The organism is Runella sp. MFBS21, assembly GCF_029433105.1.
In the GTDB taxonomy this organism is placed as follows: Bacteria; Bacteroidota; Bacteroidia; order Cytophagales; family Spirosomataceae; genus Runella.
On record NZ_JARNTW010000025.1, the window covers coordinates 60,907 to 77,519 of the forward strand.

15 protein-coding genes are annotated in these 16,613 nt (G+C 42.4%); 8 read left to right on the plus strand and 7 right to left on the minus strand.

The annotated features are described in order from the left end of the window. Position 1: 1 nt before the first annotated feature. Together P1X15_RS28705 and P1X15_RS28710 are read right to left on the minus strand one after the other, a co-directional pair. Complete coding sequence (locus tag P1X15_RS28705) at positions 2 to 628, minus strand: DapH/DapD/GlmU-related protein (protein WP_277341571.1); 627 nt, start codon at positions 626 to 628, stop codon at positions 2 to 4. Positions 629 to 652: 24 nt separating this feature from the next. Next, complete coding sequence (locus P1X15_RS28710; protein ID WP_277341572.1) at positions 653 to 1,867, minus strand: glycosyltransferase; 1,215 nt, start codon at positions 1,865 to 1,867, stop codon at positions 653 to 655. Positions 1,868 to 2,148: 281 nt separating this feature from the next. Here P1X15_RS28710 and P1X15_RS28715 point away from each other — a divergent pair, with 281 nt between their 5' ends. The 8 genes from P1X15_RS28715 to P1X15_RS28750 all read left to right on the plus strand — a co-directional run bounded on the left by P1X15_RS28715 (position 2,149) and on the right by P1X15_RS28750 (position 11,354). Then, positions 2,149 to 2,949 carry a TolC family protein gene (locus P1X15_RS28715; RefSeq protein WP_277341573.1) on the plus strand — a complete coding sequence of 267 codons (801 nt, stop codon included), beginning with the start codon at positions 2,149 to 2,151 and terminating at the stop codon, positions 2,947 to 2,949. A 9-nt stretch (positions 2,950 to 2,958) separates the two neighbouring features. Beyond that, complete coding sequence (locus tag P1X15_RS28720) at positions 2,959 to 5,160, plus strand: lipopolysaccharide biosynthesis protein (RefSeq protein WP_277341574.1); 2,202 nt, start codon at positions 2,959 to 2,961, stop codon at positions 5,158 to 5,160. A gap of 17 nt (positions 5,161 to 5,177) precedes the next feature. Further along, positions 5,178 to 6,614 carry an MOP flippase family protein gene (locus tag P1X15_RS28725; RefSeq protein WP_277341575.1) on the plus strand — a complete coding sequence of 479 codons (1,437 nt, stop codon included), beginning with the start codon at positions 5,178 to 5,180 and terminating at the stop codon, positions 6,612 to 6,614. 10 nt (positions 6,615 to 6,624) lie between these two features. Further along, positions 6,625 to 7,734, plus strand: a complete 1,110-nt coding sequence (locus P1X15_RS28730; protein WP_277341576.1) for an acyltransferase — start codon at positions 6,625 to 6,627, stop codon at positions 7,732 to 7,734. Next, on the plus strand, positions 7,721 to 8,632 hold the full coding sequence (locus P1X15_RS28735) for a glycosyltransferase family 2 protein (RefSeq protein ID WP_277341577.1): 912 nt from the start codon (positions 7,721 to 7,723) through the stop codon (positions 8,630 to 8,632). The genes P1X15_RS28730 and P1X15_RS28735 overlap by 14 nt, the downstream gene beginning before the upstream one ends. An 82-nt stretch (positions 8,633 to 8,714) precedes the next feature. Then, positions 8,715 to 9,707: a gliding motility-associated C-terminal domain-containing protein gene (locus tag P1X15_RS28740; RefSeq protein ID WP_277341578.1), complete on the plus strand. Its 993-nt coding sequence runs from the start codon at positions 8,715 to 8,717 to the stop codon at positions 9,705 to 9,707. Between the two features lie 16 nt (positions 9,708 to 9,723). Then, positions 9,724 to 10,515, plus strand: coding sequence for a glycosyltransferase (locus P1X15_RS28745; RefSeq protein ID WP_277341579.1), 792 nt, complete (start codon positions 9,724 to 9,726; stop codon positions 10,513 to 10,515). A 53-nt stretch (positions 10,516 to 10,568) separates the two neighbouring features. Then, the gene (locus tag P1X15_RS28750; RefSeq protein ID WP_277341580.1) at positions 10,569 to 11,354 is read left to right on the plus strand and encodes a glycosyltransferase; all 786 of its coding nucleotides are present in this window, start codon (positions 10,569 to 10,571) and stop codon (positions 11,352 to 11,354) included. Positions 11,355 to 11,363: 9 nt separating this feature from the next. On the opposite strand, the gene P1X15_RS28755 is transcribed toward P1X15_RS28750, so the two are convergent. The 5 genes from P1X15_RS28755 to P1X15_RS28775 form a co-directional block, all read right to left on the minus strand. Then, the gene (locus tag P1X15_RS28755) at positions 11,364 to 12,485 is read right to left on the minus strand and encodes an ABC transporter permease (protein ID WP_277341581.1); all 1,122 of its coding nucleotides are present in this window, start codon (positions 12,483 to 12,485) and stop codon (positions 11,364 to 11,366) included. 187 nt (positions 12,486 to 12,672) lie between these two features. Further along, complete coding sequence (locus P1X15_RS28760; RefSeq protein WP_277341582.1) at positions 12,673 to 13,779, minus strand: ABC transporter permease; 1,107 nt, start codon at positions 13,777 to 13,779, stop codon at positions 12,673 to 12,675. A 12-nt stretch (positions 13,780 to 13,791) separates the two neighbouring features. After that, positions 13,792 to 14,535 (minus strand): ABC transporter ATP-binding protein, encoded by a 744-nt coding sequence (locus P1X15_RS28765; protein WP_277341583.1) that lies wholly within the window; start codon positions 14,533 to 14,535, stop codon positions 13,792 to 13,794. Positions 14,536 to 14,541: 6 nt separating this feature from the next. Further along, complete coding sequence (locus tag P1X15_RS28770) at positions 14,542 to 15,462, minus strand: ABC transporter ATP-binding protein (protein WP_277341584.1); 921 nt, start codon at positions 15,460 to 15,462, stop codon at positions 14,542 to 14,544. 68 nt (positions 15,463 to 15,530) lie between these two features. Beyond that, positions 15,531 to 16,502 carry an HlyD family secretion protein gene (locus P1X15_RS28775; protein WP_277341585.1) on the minus strand — a complete coding sequence of 324 codons (972 nt, stop codon included), beginning with the start codon at positions 16,500 to 16,502 and terminating at the stop codon, positions 15,531 to 15,533. Positions 16,503 to 16,613: the final 111 nt, after the last annotated feature.

Genomic DNA, 16,613 nt, shown 5'->3' on the forward strand with positions numbered 1-16,613 from the left:
TTTATGAAGGATTGCTTACTTTTTCCCACTTACCATTGGTGGAGTTGTATTGTTTGAGGAGACGGGCGGGATTGCCACCTACTACTGAGTAAGGAGGGACATTTTTGGTGACAACGCTCCCGCCGGCTACTACCGAATGCTTGCCTATGGTGACACCTGCCGTGATTACGGCATTGGCTCCAATCCAGCATTCATCTTCGATGATGATAGGACGAGTAGTAACGGGCTGACGGTGAATAGCCATAGAAGTGTCCTCATAAGAGTGATTAAGACCCGAAAACACCACGTGCTGGGCAATGATGACATCGTTGCCAATATGTACTGGGCCAATCACTACCGACCCGATGCCTACCGTAGAGTGAGAGCCAATGTGTACATCACCGACGCCATTGTTGACTACACAAAAAGACTCCACTGTACTATGAGGACCAAGACTAAAGGCATTGAAGGGCAATACATCGAGCCTTACTTTGGATCTGACAACGGAGGAAGAATGACGCTTATGAATAAAGGGATTGACAAACCAACTTACCCATAGACGAGGTCGGGCCTGATTAGTTGGAATCAACAACCAATGAATGAGACGTTTGAGGGCAGGACGCTGGTCGACATAACTTTTGAGACTCATACAATCAGGGATTATAAGGGCTAACTAAATGGCTTTGGTAGGAATAGAACGAATGGCTTTGAGGAGGTCACCTACCGAATTTTCCCAAGTGTGCTGATGGGCAAAGGCAATGCGCTCGTGGCTACTTGAGAGTTCTTGACCAGCAAGTGCAAGGGCGATTTGTTTGGCAAATTGCTGTGGAGTTTCGGCCAAGTAGACGTGTTCTTTGAAAAGTGACATGGTATCGGTTTTGACGGCAATGACGGGTTTGCCCATGGCCAAATATTCATCGATTTTACGGGGGTAGTTGCCAATCGTGACCTCATTGAGGAGCTGAGGGTTGATGAGTACATTCATTCCTGCCAAATAAGCAGGGATTTCTTTGGGGGTTTTGGAACCTAAAAAATGCACATTAGAAAAAGCCTTGAGCTGGTCAGTAGGAAAAGAATCATCAGGAGAACCGATAAGTACAATCTGCCATTTTGGATGGTTTTGTGCAATGGTTTGAAGCAGCCCACCATCAAGCCGCAAGCCCGTAAGTGCTCCTGCATAGCCGATGCGAGGCGTAGGAATCGCCGCCAAATCTTCGGGAATTACCTCGTTTTTTTGGGGGTCAAAAAGTGATAAATCACATCCTTGTCCTACATAAACGGAGTGGGGGTTGTAGCGAGCAGCTTGCTGTGCGAGATAGAGGGAGTTGCTTGCTACTAAGTCAACTTTCTTCATCAGCAAAGGTTCTAAGCGAGCTCCGTGGCGACGCCAAAAATCGACGGCCAAGAAATTGTCCCTCAAATAATATACCGATACGCTAGGCCTGAGAAGTTCTTTCATATAAAATCCTTGAAGCATATCGTTGTCGTTGATTAGTATAAACGACTCCCAACCAAGGGTCGAAATCGCTTCTTTGATTTCTTTGGCGAAGCGTTTGCTATTGAGGTAATTGAGGCGGTCGTAAATAGGACCATCTGGGAGCCAATTGAGAGAGGCTAGCACCGATTTTGGACTTAAAACCCACAAATTGGGTTTGTCTTCAATCAGATTTTGGCCGTGGTGTTGGGCTATGAACTCTTTGCGTTGTTGAAATCGGCCTGATTTTTGAGAGATTACCGTTGACCAGTCAAGTGGGTCATTGATGAAAAGCACGCGATGCGATTCTGACAAAACATGAGCCATGTCTCGGATATTGCTGCCTAGGTTCTTTTCTTCCCAAGTTTGGCGGGAAGTAATGACAAAGTTGAGTTTTGGGAGGATTGGTTGCATACTAAACAAAACGTCGATAGATGTGTTTCATAGTGAAAAGAGGTAGGGCAGCATTTATAGGAATAATTGAATAAAGATATTACCGATTATCTTTATATACAAGAAATATAAAAGGAATATGATTAACAACTTTGTTTTTATTTTAACGTATTGAAATATAGTATTTTAGGTGGTTTTTGGGACGGTGATTTTACACCTGTCTATTATTGAAAACTACTTATAATAAACATTTTAGTGTTTAAAATATACACTCCATAAATAAGAATAAATAGGATATTTGGATGATAACAACTACGCAAAATTGGCAATATATTCGTGTTCAATATGTGTCCTTATTGTTTATTATGGTGGTTTGCGGTACACCTAGAGGGCACACACAGCAAAGCTCGGGTGGTTCGATGGCCGGACAACGTCCTGATTCTGTATATATTGACTTCAATAAAGACATTGCCCAGCAGTTATTGCCTTTTGAAGAAATATACCAATTAGCCATTGCTAACTCTCCTTCCATAAAATACGAGAAAGAGATTTCTACTGCTCAAAGTGCTGTTTATAAACTATCAAAAATGCAGATTTTGCAGTCGGGTGCGGGATTAGCGAGTTATTCTACTGGTAATCAAGCCATACTTTCTACCGGGCCAGGTGCTCCGACTGATGCCATCGGACAAATCGCCAACGGTTATCGACTCGGGGCTAATTTTCAGGTGAGTTTGTACGATATTTTTGGCCGTAAACAGCAGCTTAAACAATCTAAAGCCAATTATCAAGCCTCTCAATATCGTAGAGAAGTGATTGAATTACAGCTTAGAAGGGAGTTGATTGATTTGTACCAAGACCTTATCACTACCCAACAACTCTTGCGGATTCGGTTTCAGGACGAAAAACTGGCACTTTCGTCTATGCAGTTGGCAGAAATAGAATTTCAGCAGCGTAAAATTGATTTGACTGCCGTGTCTACAATCAATAACCTCTATTATTCGTCTAAGTCTGCTACTGAACAAGTGAGAGGAACATTTCTGAAGTTTTTGTACAATCTTGAAGCTATGGTAGGGATGCCTATCTACTCACTCAAACGGAAATAGCAAGCAGGTATGTCGTATCATTTATTTATAAGATTCCTAAAAGACCACATTATTTGGTTTATAGTATTGCCCATTGTGACGGCAGCTACGGTGTATTATTTTACCCGAAAAGAGCGCAAAGAGTATACCGTTCAGGCGACTATTTACACGGGACTAGGATCTGGATATAATTTAAAATCTGTCAATAGTTCAGGGTCTTTTGACTACTCAGGGGTGACCAATGCCTTTGACAATCTCTTAACTACGCTCAATTCCTCCGAAACCATGCTACAAGTGGGGATAAGCTTGCTAACAGACCACCTAAAATTGACTAAACCTGATACTTTGATATTGGGTGCCAAGGGTTTTGAGAAACTCCATCAGGCCATTCCTGCGCCTCTTGCCAATTACCTTGCCAAACAATCTGATGCAGTGCGCTATGCCCAAATCGACAGTATGGGGAGGTCAGAGGCTTATAATCCCATTAAAGCTTTACTGGCCAAAGGAGATATGTACTATTCGGGGGAGTATATCTCTAAAAAGCTGAGAGCCAACCGCAAAAACTCAAGTGACATGCTCGAAATGGAATATGAGTCGGATGACCCTGCGGTGACTATTCAGACGTTAGATTTTGTGATAGCAATCTTGAACCAACGCTACATTTCTCTTAAAAGCTCAGATACCAATCCAGTGATTGGGTATTATGAACAAAAAACCAATGAAGCCAAACGGAGATTGGATGCCGCAGAGTCTAAGTTGAGGGCTTTCAATGTAGATCATGAATTGCTGAGTTATGATGAAGAATCGAAAAATATTGCTTTCTCACGCGAAAATTTTGTCAATGAGTATAATCTTGAACTGATGAAAAATAGAGCTACAAAAGCTTCTATTGACGAGCTTTCAAAGCGCATGAGTCAGCGTGGCAACTTGCTGGTTATCAATAGTGAACTTGTAAAAAAACAAGCCGAACTAGCTGATGCTCAAGGAGAATTAGTGAGTGCCCAAACCAGCAGGAGCAACAGCGAAATAGCGCGAATTGAAGCTAAAATCAGAAAAATCACGGACGAAATGAAAGTGATAGCTCAAAAGTATTATGCGGCGGGTGATTCGCCAGAGTCGATTCCGTCGAATAAATTGATTGAAGATTGGCTGGCTAAAGTGCTTGAATATGCAGAATCTAATGCACGTTTGGAAGTATACAAACAACGTCTCAACGAATATCAAAACAAAATAACGGAACTGAGTCCTTTGGGAACAGAACTACGACAGCTCAATCGCGAGCTAGAGGTAGCAGAGAAAGAATATTTGGCTTTGACCCAAAGCCTCAACGAAGCGCAAGTGCATCGTCAGGATATTTCGCTTGACAAACCGCTCAAGGTAGTGGACCCTCCTAAATATCCCTATACAGCAAAACCTACCAAAAGACTAATTTTTGTAGCGGCTGGTTTCGGAATTGGCCTGTTTTTTGCTTTGATGCTCACCATCATTAGATTTTTGCTCGACAGCCGTCTCGATTCCCCCGAACATGCCGAAGTGCGTATTGGCCAATCGGTCACAATTGTATTCCCAAAAGTCAAAAAATTCTCGATTGGCACTAAAGAAAGTAGAGCCGCTATCAGCATGTTTGAGCAACTTAGTAATGCCATCAATATCGATATTGTACAAGCAACTTCCAAGCAACCGCCCCCGATTATTACGCTCTTTAGCATGCGTTCTAAACAAGGCAAAACGTGGGTAGCTCATGGGGTAGCTCGCCTCTATGCCGAAACAGGGCAGAAGATCGCCTATTTTTATCCTCGAATTACCAAAAACGACCAACCTTTTGAGTTGGGAGGTGTCACGTTTTATCCCTACGAGATACGTCCTGAATTCATGAATGTGAGGGACTTAAATGAGTTGTTGCTCAAAAATCAAGAATATAATCCTTTCTATTTCGATAAAATCTTGCTAGAGTTACCGGCTCTTATCAGTAGCCCTCTTCCGGTGTATCTGCTTCATAAAAGTCATGTCGCGATTTTGGTGGCTGATGCCAATAGTGGCTGGGGACGCCGTGAAAGGCAATTGATGGCTCTGTACAACAAAATTGCGTCGTCGTCGCTCATTACGGTTTTAAATCGCGTAGAAAGCGATTATATTGATGCCCCAAGTAGGAGTGAGGCGGAGCAGATATTGGTCCAACCAGAGCTTTTACTAAAACATCAACGAAAACTTCCTTCTGCTTCGGAAGGATAACATTCTATTTTTGAGGCATGAGCAATACCAAAAAGGCTATTCAGGGCGGCAAATGGATTACCATTTCGACGGTTGTATCTACTGTGTTTCAGTTTGCACAGGTATCTATTTTGGCTCGTTTGCTTGATCCTGCCGTTTTTGGGGTAGTAAGTGTAAGTACGTTGCTCATCAATTTCTTTTATATTTTTAGTAACCTAGGTTTTTCTAATTCAATCATTTATAAACAAGAAACCGACCAAAAAGTACTATCGACTTTGTATTTTTTGAGCCTGATGATGGGCTTTGTCATTTTTGTATTGGTATACTTGAGTGCTCCTTTGGTCATTGCGTATTATAAAGAACCCCGTCTCGACAAAGTAATCAAATTGGCTTCGCTTTATTTTTTGATTATATATTTTGGACAAATCTATTTGTTTTTGCTTCAAAAAGAGCTGAGATTCAGAGATATAGCTATTATGGAGATTGCGGGGGCGGCCATAGGGATGGTCGTGGCTATCGGGCTTGCTTATCAAGGTTTTGAAGAGTTGTCGCTGATTTATGGGCAGCTTTCGATGCACGTGGTACGTACGGTGCTACAGATTGCTTTTGGAATTCGGCTGTTTTTTCCGTCGCTATATTTCAATATTGATTTAATAAAAGAACACTTACGGTTTGGTCTTTATAATGTAGGCGACGGTTTTTTGGGGTTTGTACAAGGCAATTCCGACAATATCGTAGTAGGAGGGTTATTAGGGGTAAAGTCACTGGGGTATTATACCATTGCATCGCAGTTGGCGATATTTCCGATTACAAAACTCAACCCCATCATTTTGCAAGTAGCTTATCCGCTTTTGGCCAAAATGAAGGAGGACGACAACGAACTGCGCAAAGCTTATATCAAGATTTTGGATTTGATAAGCTATCTCAATATGCCACTTTTGGCGGGACTTTTTATCACCGCAAGTAGTGTAGTGCCGCTGTTGTATGGGCCAGGCTGGGAGCCTACTTTGCCTTTGATTCAAATATTCGTATTCCAAAGTTTGTGTAGTTGTTTGGCCAATCCACTTTTCACGATTGCCTTTACCAAAGGAAAACCCAACTTGCTATTTTATCTAAATCTAGTGACGCTCATCATCAAGATTCCATTGTTGTATTGGTTTGGGTCATACTGGGAAGTGACGGGTATCGCTTTGGCCTTTTTGACTTCTACTTTTATCAACTTAGTACTTAATTTTATGATTGCAAAGTGGTTGATTGGGTCCTTCTATCAGGCATTCTTTGCTAATTTTGTCAAGCCTGCCCTGTTTTGTTTGTTGATGGTATTGAGCGTTTATCTCTATCAGCAATTTGTTGGCAATGAGGGGGTGATTCATACTTTTGTGCAGATTGCGATTGGCGGGGCGGTGTTTGTAGCACTTACACTCAAATATAAAATGTCATTGCCCGAAATTTTGGCCATGAGAAAATCTATCTAACCCCATCCTGATGAAACATCGATTCCTGATTTTGGATATTTTCAGGGGGATTTTTGCCTCTATGGTGGTGCTATTCCACTTGTCGCCATTTGCAGAAACGCCCTTGCTCAACAACGATTTTGTCGATAATTCCGACATGTTTGTTGATTTTTTCTTCGTTTTGAGTGGGTTTGTAATTAGTTACAATTATCAGTCTATCGCTACGGGTGAGCAAGTGACTGATTTTCTTCGAAAAAGATTGCGTCGGATTTATCCTTTACATTTATTGATGTTGTTGGCTTTTGTAGTAGTCGAAATTTCTAAGGGTTATTTAGCTTCTTATGTTCACGTCAATCAACCTACCAACCCAAACAATAACGTACTTACTTTTTTTACTTCTTTGTTTTTGCTCAATTCAGTCAAAATGCCGAGTGTTACCGACGTAAGTTGGAATATTCCCAGTTGGTCTATCAGTGCCGAAATGATTGCTTATATTGTGTTTGGACTCGGCATGTTACTCTTGGCAAAGACCAAACTTGGGCGTTACAGAGGTTTCTTTTATGGTAGTATTGCCCTGCTTTCTTTCGGGTTGTTGGCGGTTATTACGCAGGGTTTTGTGCTCAATTACAGCTTCGATTACGGTTTTCTAAGAGGAATCATTGGTTTTTTTGTAGGAGGGTTGTGTTATGAATCGTTTCGGTATATTTATTCGGTGGGAAGTCAGTGGAAATCTTCGGTTTTTGACTTGGCCGAAATCTTCATGTTGATACTTATTGGGCTGATGATTTACTACGGAGCTGCGTTAAAAGAAGTGGGTTTTGTGTACGAAATCTTGTTTTTTGGGGCTATTTTGGTTTTTTCTTTCGAAAAAGGCTGGGTGTCGCGCTTATTCAAAAAATCTACTTTTTTGGAGAAAGTTGGGACGTATAGTTATTCGATTTATATGACACATTCGCTGCTAATTAGTATATTTAACATTCTATTTATAAGAATCCTAAAACTTCCCCCTTCGGCGTATTGGTATTTGGTTTTTGCCAACTATTATTTGATATATAAAGTATCGGAGTGGACTTACAAAAACATTGAAATGCGATTTAAGGGCGGGTATAAGAAGATATCTATCAAGCATGTCAGCGAATAAGAAATTTTTACCGTACTGGCTTACTAAGCATTTGTTTGCTTACGACCCTGCACATTTGCCGCTCGATAAGGTGGCGGAATTACATCGAAAATTGGCGCGGTTTCGGGTCGACGCGCCAGAGGTTTCGATTGTGATACCTGCTTACAATGAAGAGGCTAGTCTGCTCAATATGTTGTCGTCGTTGGCGGAGCAAGAAATCACACGACCCACCGAGCTTTTGGTCGTCAACAACAATTCTGTAGACCGAACCCAAGAAATCTTAGATGCTTGTGGGGTGAGGTCGATTATCGAACGCAAACCGGGCGTAGCCCATGCACGACAAGCAGGATTAATGGCAGCGCGTGGCAAAATCATGGCTAATGCCGACTCTGATTGCTTATATCCTTCGGGTTGGCTTGAGGCACTCACGGCTCCCCTCCAACAGCCTCAGGTAGCTTGTACGTATGGATTGTATTCATTTTTGCCAAGCGAAAAATCTTCCCGGATATCGCTGTTTTTTTATGAAAAAGCAGCCCACCTTATCAACTCTGTCCGCAACCGACACCGGGCGTATCTCAATGTATACGGTTTTAATTTTGCTTTTCGTCGCGCTGATGCATTGGCAGTAGGAGGTTTTGAGGTGGACTCAGGCCGCGAAGGTTCGGTAGCTGAGTTGATTGCGGCGGGAGCGCCGCCGCCACCGTCTGGAAGATGTGAAGATGGTCTCATGGCTTTGGCTTTGCTCAATGAAGGAAAAGGGAAAATATTGCGAGTCACTAGTATCAATGCCAGAGCCTGGACAAGTGACCGCCGACTCGTAGCCGAGGGAAGTCTAGTGAAGGCTTTTACCAAAAGGGTATGGCATTCGGTTCGGGATTTAGGATTTTATTTATCGCCTTCTCAAAAAACACCATCTTGAAGTGGTATCAAAACTTCTCAAGTTTTCATTCTTTTCAGGAAATTGGGACGTTTTACTAGATATCTTCTAAAGAGTATAACTCATGCTTGTCGATTGGTATAAGTATTTACAAACTACACTAATAAGTGCCAAAATTTGTTTGGTATTGTTGGTCGTGTTTGTTTTTACCCAACTGGTTTCGGCACAGCCTTGTACCAATTACGTTTTTCTTCAAGATTTTGGAAGAGGGCCCGTTGCGCCTTTGCCCACTAGCCAGATACCCTACAGGTACGTAACAGATGGCTGCCCCAATGACGGGCAGTATACCATAGCCGATTCGGTAAGTGGATTGTGCTACACATCGAGCTGGCACGGGCTGCCTCAAGACCATACCCCAGATGATGTGAGAGGAAACATGCTGGTGGTCAATGCGCCTTATCCGAGCGAATTTTTTAGGCAGACGGTTCCTAATTTGTGCACCCAAGCTACCTACGAGTTTTCTTTTTGGATGGTAAATCTCAACATCGAATTTCCACCTGGTACTTGTGGCTTTTTTATCCCCAATGACCCTAATTTTACGATTGTGATTGAAACCCTCGACGGGCAATTTTTGGATAGTCTCAACACAGGTACTATCACGCGCACCGATAGTCCGCTTTGGCGGGAGTTTTCGTTGAAGTTTTCGATACCAGCGCAGGTGGAAGACACCACAAGCGTCGTAATCAAATTGCTGGACAAAAATTTTGGAGGATGTGGCAACGATTTTGTGATTGACGATTTTGGGGTAAAACAGTGTACAGATTGTAAGTATACGGGTATTTATATCCCAGATGTATTTACCCCCAATGGCGACGGCATCAACGATGAGTTAGAGGTGTATTATGGAAATCTGGTGGCGTTTGAGTTTTTGATTTACAATCGTTGGGGCAATTTAGTTTTTTATACCACTGACCCCACCCAAAAGTGGGACGGTATGTATCTCAACAAGCGATGCCCCGAAGGAGTATATGCTTGGCGGCTCAATTATGAGGCAGCCACGGCCACTTCTGAACCCAAAAAATTTGTGAAAAGTGGTCAAGTCATGCTTTTGTATTAAATGAAAATTTGCTGAAATGGATACAGGTTTACATCATTTTGCGGAAGTTACTTTATTGATTACCCATTACAATCGAAGTGCTTCGCTTGCTCGTTTGCTGCGGGCATTTCGAGAACTCAACTGTAGTTTTGGGGGAATTGTGGTTTCGGACGATGCCTCTAAACCGGAGCATTTGAATGAAATAAAATCATTGGCCACTCAATATCATTTTGAACTTATCTTCACACCTCAAAACAAAGGTCTAGGCAATAATATCAACAAAGGGCAAGCGGCAGTAAAAACACCTTACACGCTGTACGTCCAAGAAGATTTTGTGCCAAAGGCGGCTTTTGTTCCTCATTTTAAAGATGCTTTGGCATTTATGCAAGACGATGATTCGTGGGATATTGTGAGGTTTTATGCTTATTTTCCTTATCCTTACCTTCGGCCTTTTGCAAAAGGGTTTTCCCAAATGATTTTTAAATCTCAACTCTGGTATACCAATCACCTCAAGTTTTATTTTTATAGTGACCACCCTCATTTGAGACGTAGTTCTTTTTTAGAAAAATTTGGCCCCTATGCCGAAGGCATCAAATCTGATAAAACCGAGTTTTTGATGTGTTTATCGTTTCTAAAAAAGGACGGAAAAGGGCTGTTTTTTGACGATTTTACAACTTTGTTTGACCAAAAAAACACCAACGACGAACCTAGCACTATCAATCGGAGTGATTGGCGAGAAAGCCAAAACCCGCTGTTTTTGTTGTTGAGATGGGGATATTTAAAACTTAGATTAGTCAAAAATACCTTTGAATTGGCATTTTTTAAGTAACACCGTTGGAGGATAGACATTAGTTTGAAGACACTTAACAATATTTGATAGTAATGAGCCAAGTCAAATCATACTTTCCTGACATCAGTCTGCTAGTGACGCATTACAACCGTAGTAGCTCCTTGGAGCGATTGCTCCGCACTATGCAAGAGCGGGGGATTTCGTTTGGAGCTATTGTAGTATCAGATGATGCCAGCAAGCCCGAACAATTGACTGTTTTGGAGAAATTGAGAGAAGTGTATGGTTTTGAGCTGATTACAACTGCCAAAAACAAAGGTTTGGCCAATAATATAAACAAGGGGCAAGCGGCCATCACAACTCCTTATACTTTATATGTCCAAGAAGATTTTGTGCCCACGCCGAAGTTGGCAGCCTCCCTACAAGACGGCCTCGACTTTATGAATGCTGATGCGTCGTTGGATATAGTGCGTTTTTATGCCTATTATCCTTATCCTTATTTAGCACCTTTTGCAAAAGGATTTTCGCAGATGTTGTACAAACCTTGGTATACTCGTTACGATAAAATATACTATTATAGCGACCACCCTCATTTACGAAGAAGTAGTTTTTTAGAGAAATTTGGCAAATACATAGAGGGCATCAAATCTGACAAAGCCGAATATTTGATGTGTGTGTCGTTTATTCAACACGGGGGCAAGGGATTATTCTATGATGATTATAAAGGGTTGTTTGAACAGCTCAACTCCAGTGATGAACCCAGTACTGTGCAGCGTGACAACTGGCGACAGCAGAGTAAAAATCCTCTTATATCCATTTTACGCACGGTGTATCGGCAAGTGAAGTACAACTATGACTTGCTTTTTACAAGACCCCGATAAGGCAAATTTCTAGGCGCTTCGTTTGCGATAATTGAAAACCGCTAGGGCATTAAACCCAATCGCAAAAGCGATCATAGCTATAAAATCAGGCCAGAGGTCGGTCAGGGTACTTCCTTTGATGTAGATAGCCCTGATTACTTTTATGAAATAAGCGGGAGGATTGATACGGGTGAGCCACTGCGCCCATTCTGGCATGCTTTCAATAGGGGTGTATAGCCCGCCCAACAGGATAAAAACCATCATGAAAAAAAATGAAAAAAGGGTGGCTTGCTGCTGCGTATCCACAAAAGTGCTGATAAGCAGGCCAATTCCTAATATTCCCAACAAATAAACTGCCGCAAAAGCATACAGCGTAAGGTAAGAACCCAAAGGTAGAATCCTGAAAATCACAAAAGCGACAATCACTCCCATGGTGATAGAGACCATTCCTAGCACCCAAAAAGGAATCAGCTTGCCAAGGATAAATTCGTGCTTTTTGATAGGAGTTACGTTGATTTGCTCGATGGTGCCTACTTCTTTTTCGGCAACGATATTGAGGGCTGTCAGAAACGCCCCCACCATGGTCACCAAAATGGCCAAAATGCCAGGTACCATAAACAAGTGATAATCAAAGTGCTGATTGAACCAGTTGGCGGAGGTGATGTCGATTTGGGGGAGTTCGTTGAACTTAGGAAGTACCATCCATTCTTCTCTGATTTCGCGGTTCAAATCCCCAATCATCTGAGAAGCATAGGCTGTACCCAAGCCGGCCCGTACGCCATTGACAGCGTCGGCAGCCAAATGAAGTTTGGCTTTGTTGTCTTTGATAAGATCTCGCTCAAAATGCGCTGGAATCGTTAGGATAATATCCGTTTTTCCGTTTCCGACAGTTTGTAGGGCTTGTGGATAAGATTGGGTGTACTCGACCAACTGAAAATAACCAGAAGAGGTCATTTTCTGAACCAACTTACGTGAGTAGGGCGAATGGTCTTGGTCTACCACGCTGATTGAAATGTGCTTGATTTCGTAATCGGCGGCCAGAGGAATCACAATCAACTGAATGATGGGCATCATCAATATCATCCGTAAAATGGTAGGGTTACGGAATATTTGTCTAAATTCTTTTTGCAATAAAAAAGTAAGATTTCTCATAATGCTTGTAGTTAAACTTTCCAAGTTTTTAATTTGGCAGTTTTCAAACTTGGAAAGTTAAGGCTGTTTGTTTCGGTTAAACTTTCCAAGTTTTTAATTTGGCTGCTTTCAAACTTGGAAAGTTAAGGCTGTTTGCTTTGGTTAAACTTTCCAAGTTTTTAGTTCGGCTGCTTTCAAACTTGGAAAGTTAAGCCAATCTAATTTTGAACTTCCGAATAGCAATGGTCAAATAAACGATTGTCATTGCTACCAAAATGAGGGTTTGTTTTATGACATACGAAAACCCTAAGCCTTTGACCATAATCGCCCGCACAATGCTGTAGTACCATTTGGTAGGGATAAAATTGCTGATAATTTGGAGCGGTAAAGGCATGTTTTCGATAGGAAACATAAAGCCGCTAAATACCAAAGCGGGCATCAAAAAACCTACCAACGATAAAAACATGGCCGTTTGTTGGGAGTCAACCACCGCCGACACCAACAGCCCTAATGATAAGGTGGTGATGATGAAAAGGAGACTTTCGGCCAACAATAAAAACAAACTGCCTCGAATGGGCATGTCGAGCAGAAATACCGCTAGAATCAGAATAATGATGACATCAATAAAACATAATACCAAGTAGGGGACGGCCTTGCTCAATACCACTAGTAGAGGCCGCATGGGCGATACGAGCAAAATCTCCATCGTGCCGGTTTCTTTTTCTTTGACAATCGAGACAGAAGTCATCATCGCACCTAGTAGCATTAGGATGAGGGTCATCACGCCGGGAACAAAATTGTACGAGCTTTTGAGTTGGGGATTGTACAACATCCTCGTTTCGGTTTCGATGCTGTAGGGTAGCTTTTTGTTTTCGGTGAGTTCGTTTTGGTAATCCCTAAAAATGCTACTGGCATAATTGATAACAATGTTGGAGGTATTGGGGTCGGAGGCATCCCCGATGAGCCGTACTTGTACATAATTGCTGTGCAACAAATCGGCGCGGAAATTGGCCGGAAAAATCACCACTAGACGCGCTTCGCCTTTTCGAAATACCCGCTCTATGTCGGCTTCTGACTGTAAGTGTTTTTTGACGCTAAAGTACTGGCTTTGATCGAGCCGCTCGATGAGCAAGCGGGTAGTTTCGTCTTTGGAATAATCCAATATGGCTACATTGGAGTTTTTGACCTCGCTTGATAGCGCAAACCCAAACAAAATCATCATTGCGACAGGTAAGCCTAACAAAATCACCAAACTACGGGTATCTCGTAGTACGTGCCAAAATTCTTTTCGGATGAAAGATAAAAAGGTTTTCATGTTGATTGTAGATTAAGCATCACTGCGTTTTGCACCACGTGCCAATTGTAAAAATACCTCATCCATGTTTGCGGCCTTAAATTGATTTTTGAGTCCTGTGGGGGTATCTAAAGCGGCAATGGTGCCATCGACCATGATGGATACACGGTCGCAATATTCGGCTTCGTCCATGTAGTGGGTGGTTACAAAAACGGTGATACCATCATGAGCTGCTTCATAAATCATATCCCAAAACTGACGCCGTGTGATAGGGTCAACTCCTCCCGTAGGCTCGTCCAAGAACACGATTTTGGGGCGATGTAGAATAGCTACCGAAAACGATATTTTTTGTTTCCATCCTAATGGCAGTGATCCGACCAATTTGTCGGCTTCATTGTGCAGCCCGAGCCGTTCGATGAGAACTTCGGTTTTGTCTTTGAGTTCTTGTCGAGATAAGCCGTAAATGCCTCCAAAAAACTGGATGTTTTCGCGCACGGTGAGGTTTTCGTAGAGCGAAAACTTTTGACTCATGTAGCCTATGTGCTTTTTAATTTCTTCGTTTTGGCGATAAACATCAAAACCTGCCACCCGTGCCTCGCCCGAGCTAGGTGTAAGCAAACCGCACAAAATGCGCATAGCGGTAGTTTTACCCGCACCATTGGCTCCTAAAAAACCAAATATTTCGCCTCGTTTTACCTCAAAACTAATGGCATTGACCGCCACAAAGTCGCCAAATTTGCGCGTGAGTTGGTTGGTATATATGACCGAGTCTGCCATAAGGTATTATTGATTTTCTAACATAAGTTTGATGAAAATATCCTCAATGTTTGGGGTAATCTTCCTGACTTTAAGCCCTGTATGTCCAAGATTGCTGAGGTATTGATGCAGAAACTGCTCCCCGTCAGAAAGCGATTGGAGTGTCACGTGCTGCTCCTCTCCAAATGCAAACGTACTTTTTATCTCAGGCGTAAGTCGCAAGTCTTTCATAAGCTGGTAGGCATTATCGGCATCCACAGCGTAGAGGTTTTGTGGGTGGCGAGCAATGATTTTTTCTAAAGAATCTAATTCCAATATTTTTCCTTTCTGAATGAGAGCGATACGGTCGCAACGGCTGGCTTCATCCATGTAAGGAGTAGATACGATAATGGTAATACCCCGGGCTTTGAGGCGGTCGAGCATATCCCAAAACTCCTTGCGAGACACTGGGTCTACCCCCGTGGTGGGTTCGTCCAAAAACAATACCTTAGGCTCATGGATAAGGGCGCAGCATAAGGCTAGTTTTTGTTTCATACCGCCCGAAAGTTTTCCCGCCAAGCGTTTTTTAAAAGGCTCGATTTGGACATAAATCTCTTCTATCAGATGAAAGTTTTTTTCGACGGTAGTGTTGAAAACCGTAGCGAAAAAATTTAGATTTTCTTCGATGCTTAAATCTTGGTACAACGAAAACTTCCCAGGCATATAGCCCACTATGCGACGAATCTGCCATAGGTCTTTTACCACATCCAGACCTGCTACTTCGGCGCGGCCGCTGTCGGGGAGGAGCAAAGTGGTAAGGATCCTGAAAAGAGAGGTTTTGCCGGCTCCATCTGGACCTATCAGACCAAACAGCTCGCCAGATTTTACCTCAAAGCTCACCTCCTCAAGAGCAATCACAGTGCCTTTGTCGTAGGTTTTTTTGATATTTTCTACACGGACAGTGGACATATGTTCAATGAGAGAATTTGAAAATGGATAATTTGAAAATTTGCAAATGAAAAAATTTGATACTTCTCTCAAAGCTTCACTTCGCCGTACATTCCTATCTTGAGGTATCCGTCATTTTTGACTTTGATTTTAGTGGCGTAAACCAAGTTAGAGCGTTCGTCTTTGGTTTGAATAGTTTTCGGGGTAAATTCCGCCTTACTTGCTATCCATGTGACAGTACCGCTGATTTCTTTGTAGCTGTCTTTGCCATTGTCTACAAAGACTTTTACGGGTTGATTGAGCTTGATGCTGCTAAGTTGGTCGCCTGTGATGTAGGCTCGTAACACAAGCGTAGACAGGTTGGCGATTTTATAAAGAGGCTTGCCCGTAGCGGTCATTTCGTCGGCGGTGGCATATTTGACGAGCACCGTACCGTCGAGTGGGTTGGTGATATTACAGCGTTGAAGTTGGTCGTCTACCTGTGCTACGCGTTCCTCCAAAGGTTTTTTCTCGCTCAGTACGCCACGGTTTTGGATGGATACCTGTTGTTGTTGTGATTTGATTTGTTGTTGAAGTACCGCCACTTGACTTTCGGTGGTTTCGATTTGTTTTTTCAACACATCTATTTGTCCTTCAATATCGTCAAGTTGTTTGGAAGGCACGGCTTCGGCTTTTACGAGGTTTTGAAGGCGTTTTTGTTCGCGATCAAGTATCCTCATTTGTTCGCGTTGAGTGGCGATTTGGCGTTGTTGGGTATTGAGTTGTTCGCGCAAAATCTGTGTTTGCGGAGTAGCATCGTTGGTTTTTTGGGAGAGGGCATCTATGCTCGCTTCGATTTGTGCTTTTTGCAAAGAGAGGTTTTTGCAATCTACACTTCCTATGACCTGTCCAGCTTTCAATTCGGAACCTTCTTCTACTTCCAAACGTAAAATTCGTCCTATGGACTCCGACGAAATCACCACTTCATCGGCTTCAAAAACACCACTGGCATCAAAATCTTGCTCGCTTCCTTGACAAGCGGCTAATGTGAGTAGTAAAAGAAAAAAATATCCACTTTTCATTTCTTTAAAATCTTTATGTAATGAGTGTAAGTAAATGGGTAAATTTGAAAATAGGGCAATTGGCTACTGTAAGTCAGTTAGTTCGATTTAATGTCTGGTTTGAATTTCCTT

What these genes read in the sequence shown, in the direction of transcription:
- P1X15_RS28715 (WP_277341573.1), top strand. Translation starts at nt 2,149, where the DNA reads ATGATAACAACTACGCAAAATTGGCAATATATTCGTGTTCAATATGTG.
- P1X15_RS28705 (WP_277341571.1), bottom strand. Translation starts at nt 628, where the DNA reads ATGAGTCTCAAAAGTTATGTCGACCAGCGTCCTGCCCTCAAACGTCTC.
- P1X15_RS28720 (WP_277341574.1), top strand. Translation starts at nt 2,959, where the DNA reads ATGTCGTATCATTTATTTATAAGATTCCTAAAAGACCACATTATTTGG.
- P1X15_RS28730 (WP_277341576.1), top strand. Translation starts at nt 6,625, where the DNA reads ATGAAACATCGATTCCTGATTTTGGATATTTTCAGGGGGATTTTTGCC.
- P1X15_RS28775 (WP_277341585.1), bottom strand. Translation starts at nt 16,502, where the DNA reads ATGAAAAGTGGATATTTTTTTCTTTTACTACTCACATTAGCCGCTTGT.
- P1X15_RS28750 (WP_277341580.1), top strand. Translation starts at nt 10,569, where the DNA reads ATGAGCCAAGTCAAATCATACTTTCCTGACATCAGTCTGCTAGTGACG.
- P1X15_RS28725 (WP_277341575.1), top strand. Translation starts at nt 5,178, where the DNA reads ATGAGCAATACCAAAAAGGCTATTCAGGGCGGCAAATGGATTACCATT.
- P1X15_RS28710 (WP_277341572.1), bottom strand. Translation starts at nt 1,867, where the DNA reads ATGCAACCAATCCTCCCAAAACTCAACTTTGTCATTACTTCCCGCCAA.
- P1X15_RS28745 (WP_277341579.1), top strand. Translation starts at nt 9,724, where the DNA reads ATGGATACAGGTTTACATCATTTTGCGGAAGTTACTTTATTGATTACC.
- P1X15_RS28755 (WP_277341581.1), bottom strand. Translation starts at nt 12,485, where the DNA reads ATGAGAAATCTTACTTTTTTATTGCAAAAAGAATTTAGACAAATATTC.
- P1X15_RS28735 (WP_277341577.1), top strand. Translation starts at nt 7,721, where the DNA reads ATGTCAGCGAATAAGAAATTTTTACCGTACTGGCTTACTAAGCATTTG.
- P1X15_RS28740 (WP_277341578.1), top strand. Translation starts at nt 8,715, where the DNA reads ATGCTTGTCGATTGGTATAAGTATTTACAAACTACACTAATAAGTGCC.
- P1X15_RS28760 (WP_277341582.1), bottom strand. Translation starts at nt 13,779, where the DNA reads ATGAAAACCTTTTTATCTTTCATCCGAAAAGAATTTTGGCACGTACTA.
- P1X15_RS28770 (WP_277341584.1), bottom strand. Translation starts at nt 15,462, where the DNA reads ATGTCCACTGTCCGTGTAGAAAATATCAAAAAAACCTACGACAAAGGC.
- P1X15_RS28765 (WP_277341583.1), bottom strand. Translation starts at nt 14,535, where the DNA reads ATGGCAGACTCGGTCATATATACCAACCAACTCACGCGCAAATTTGGC.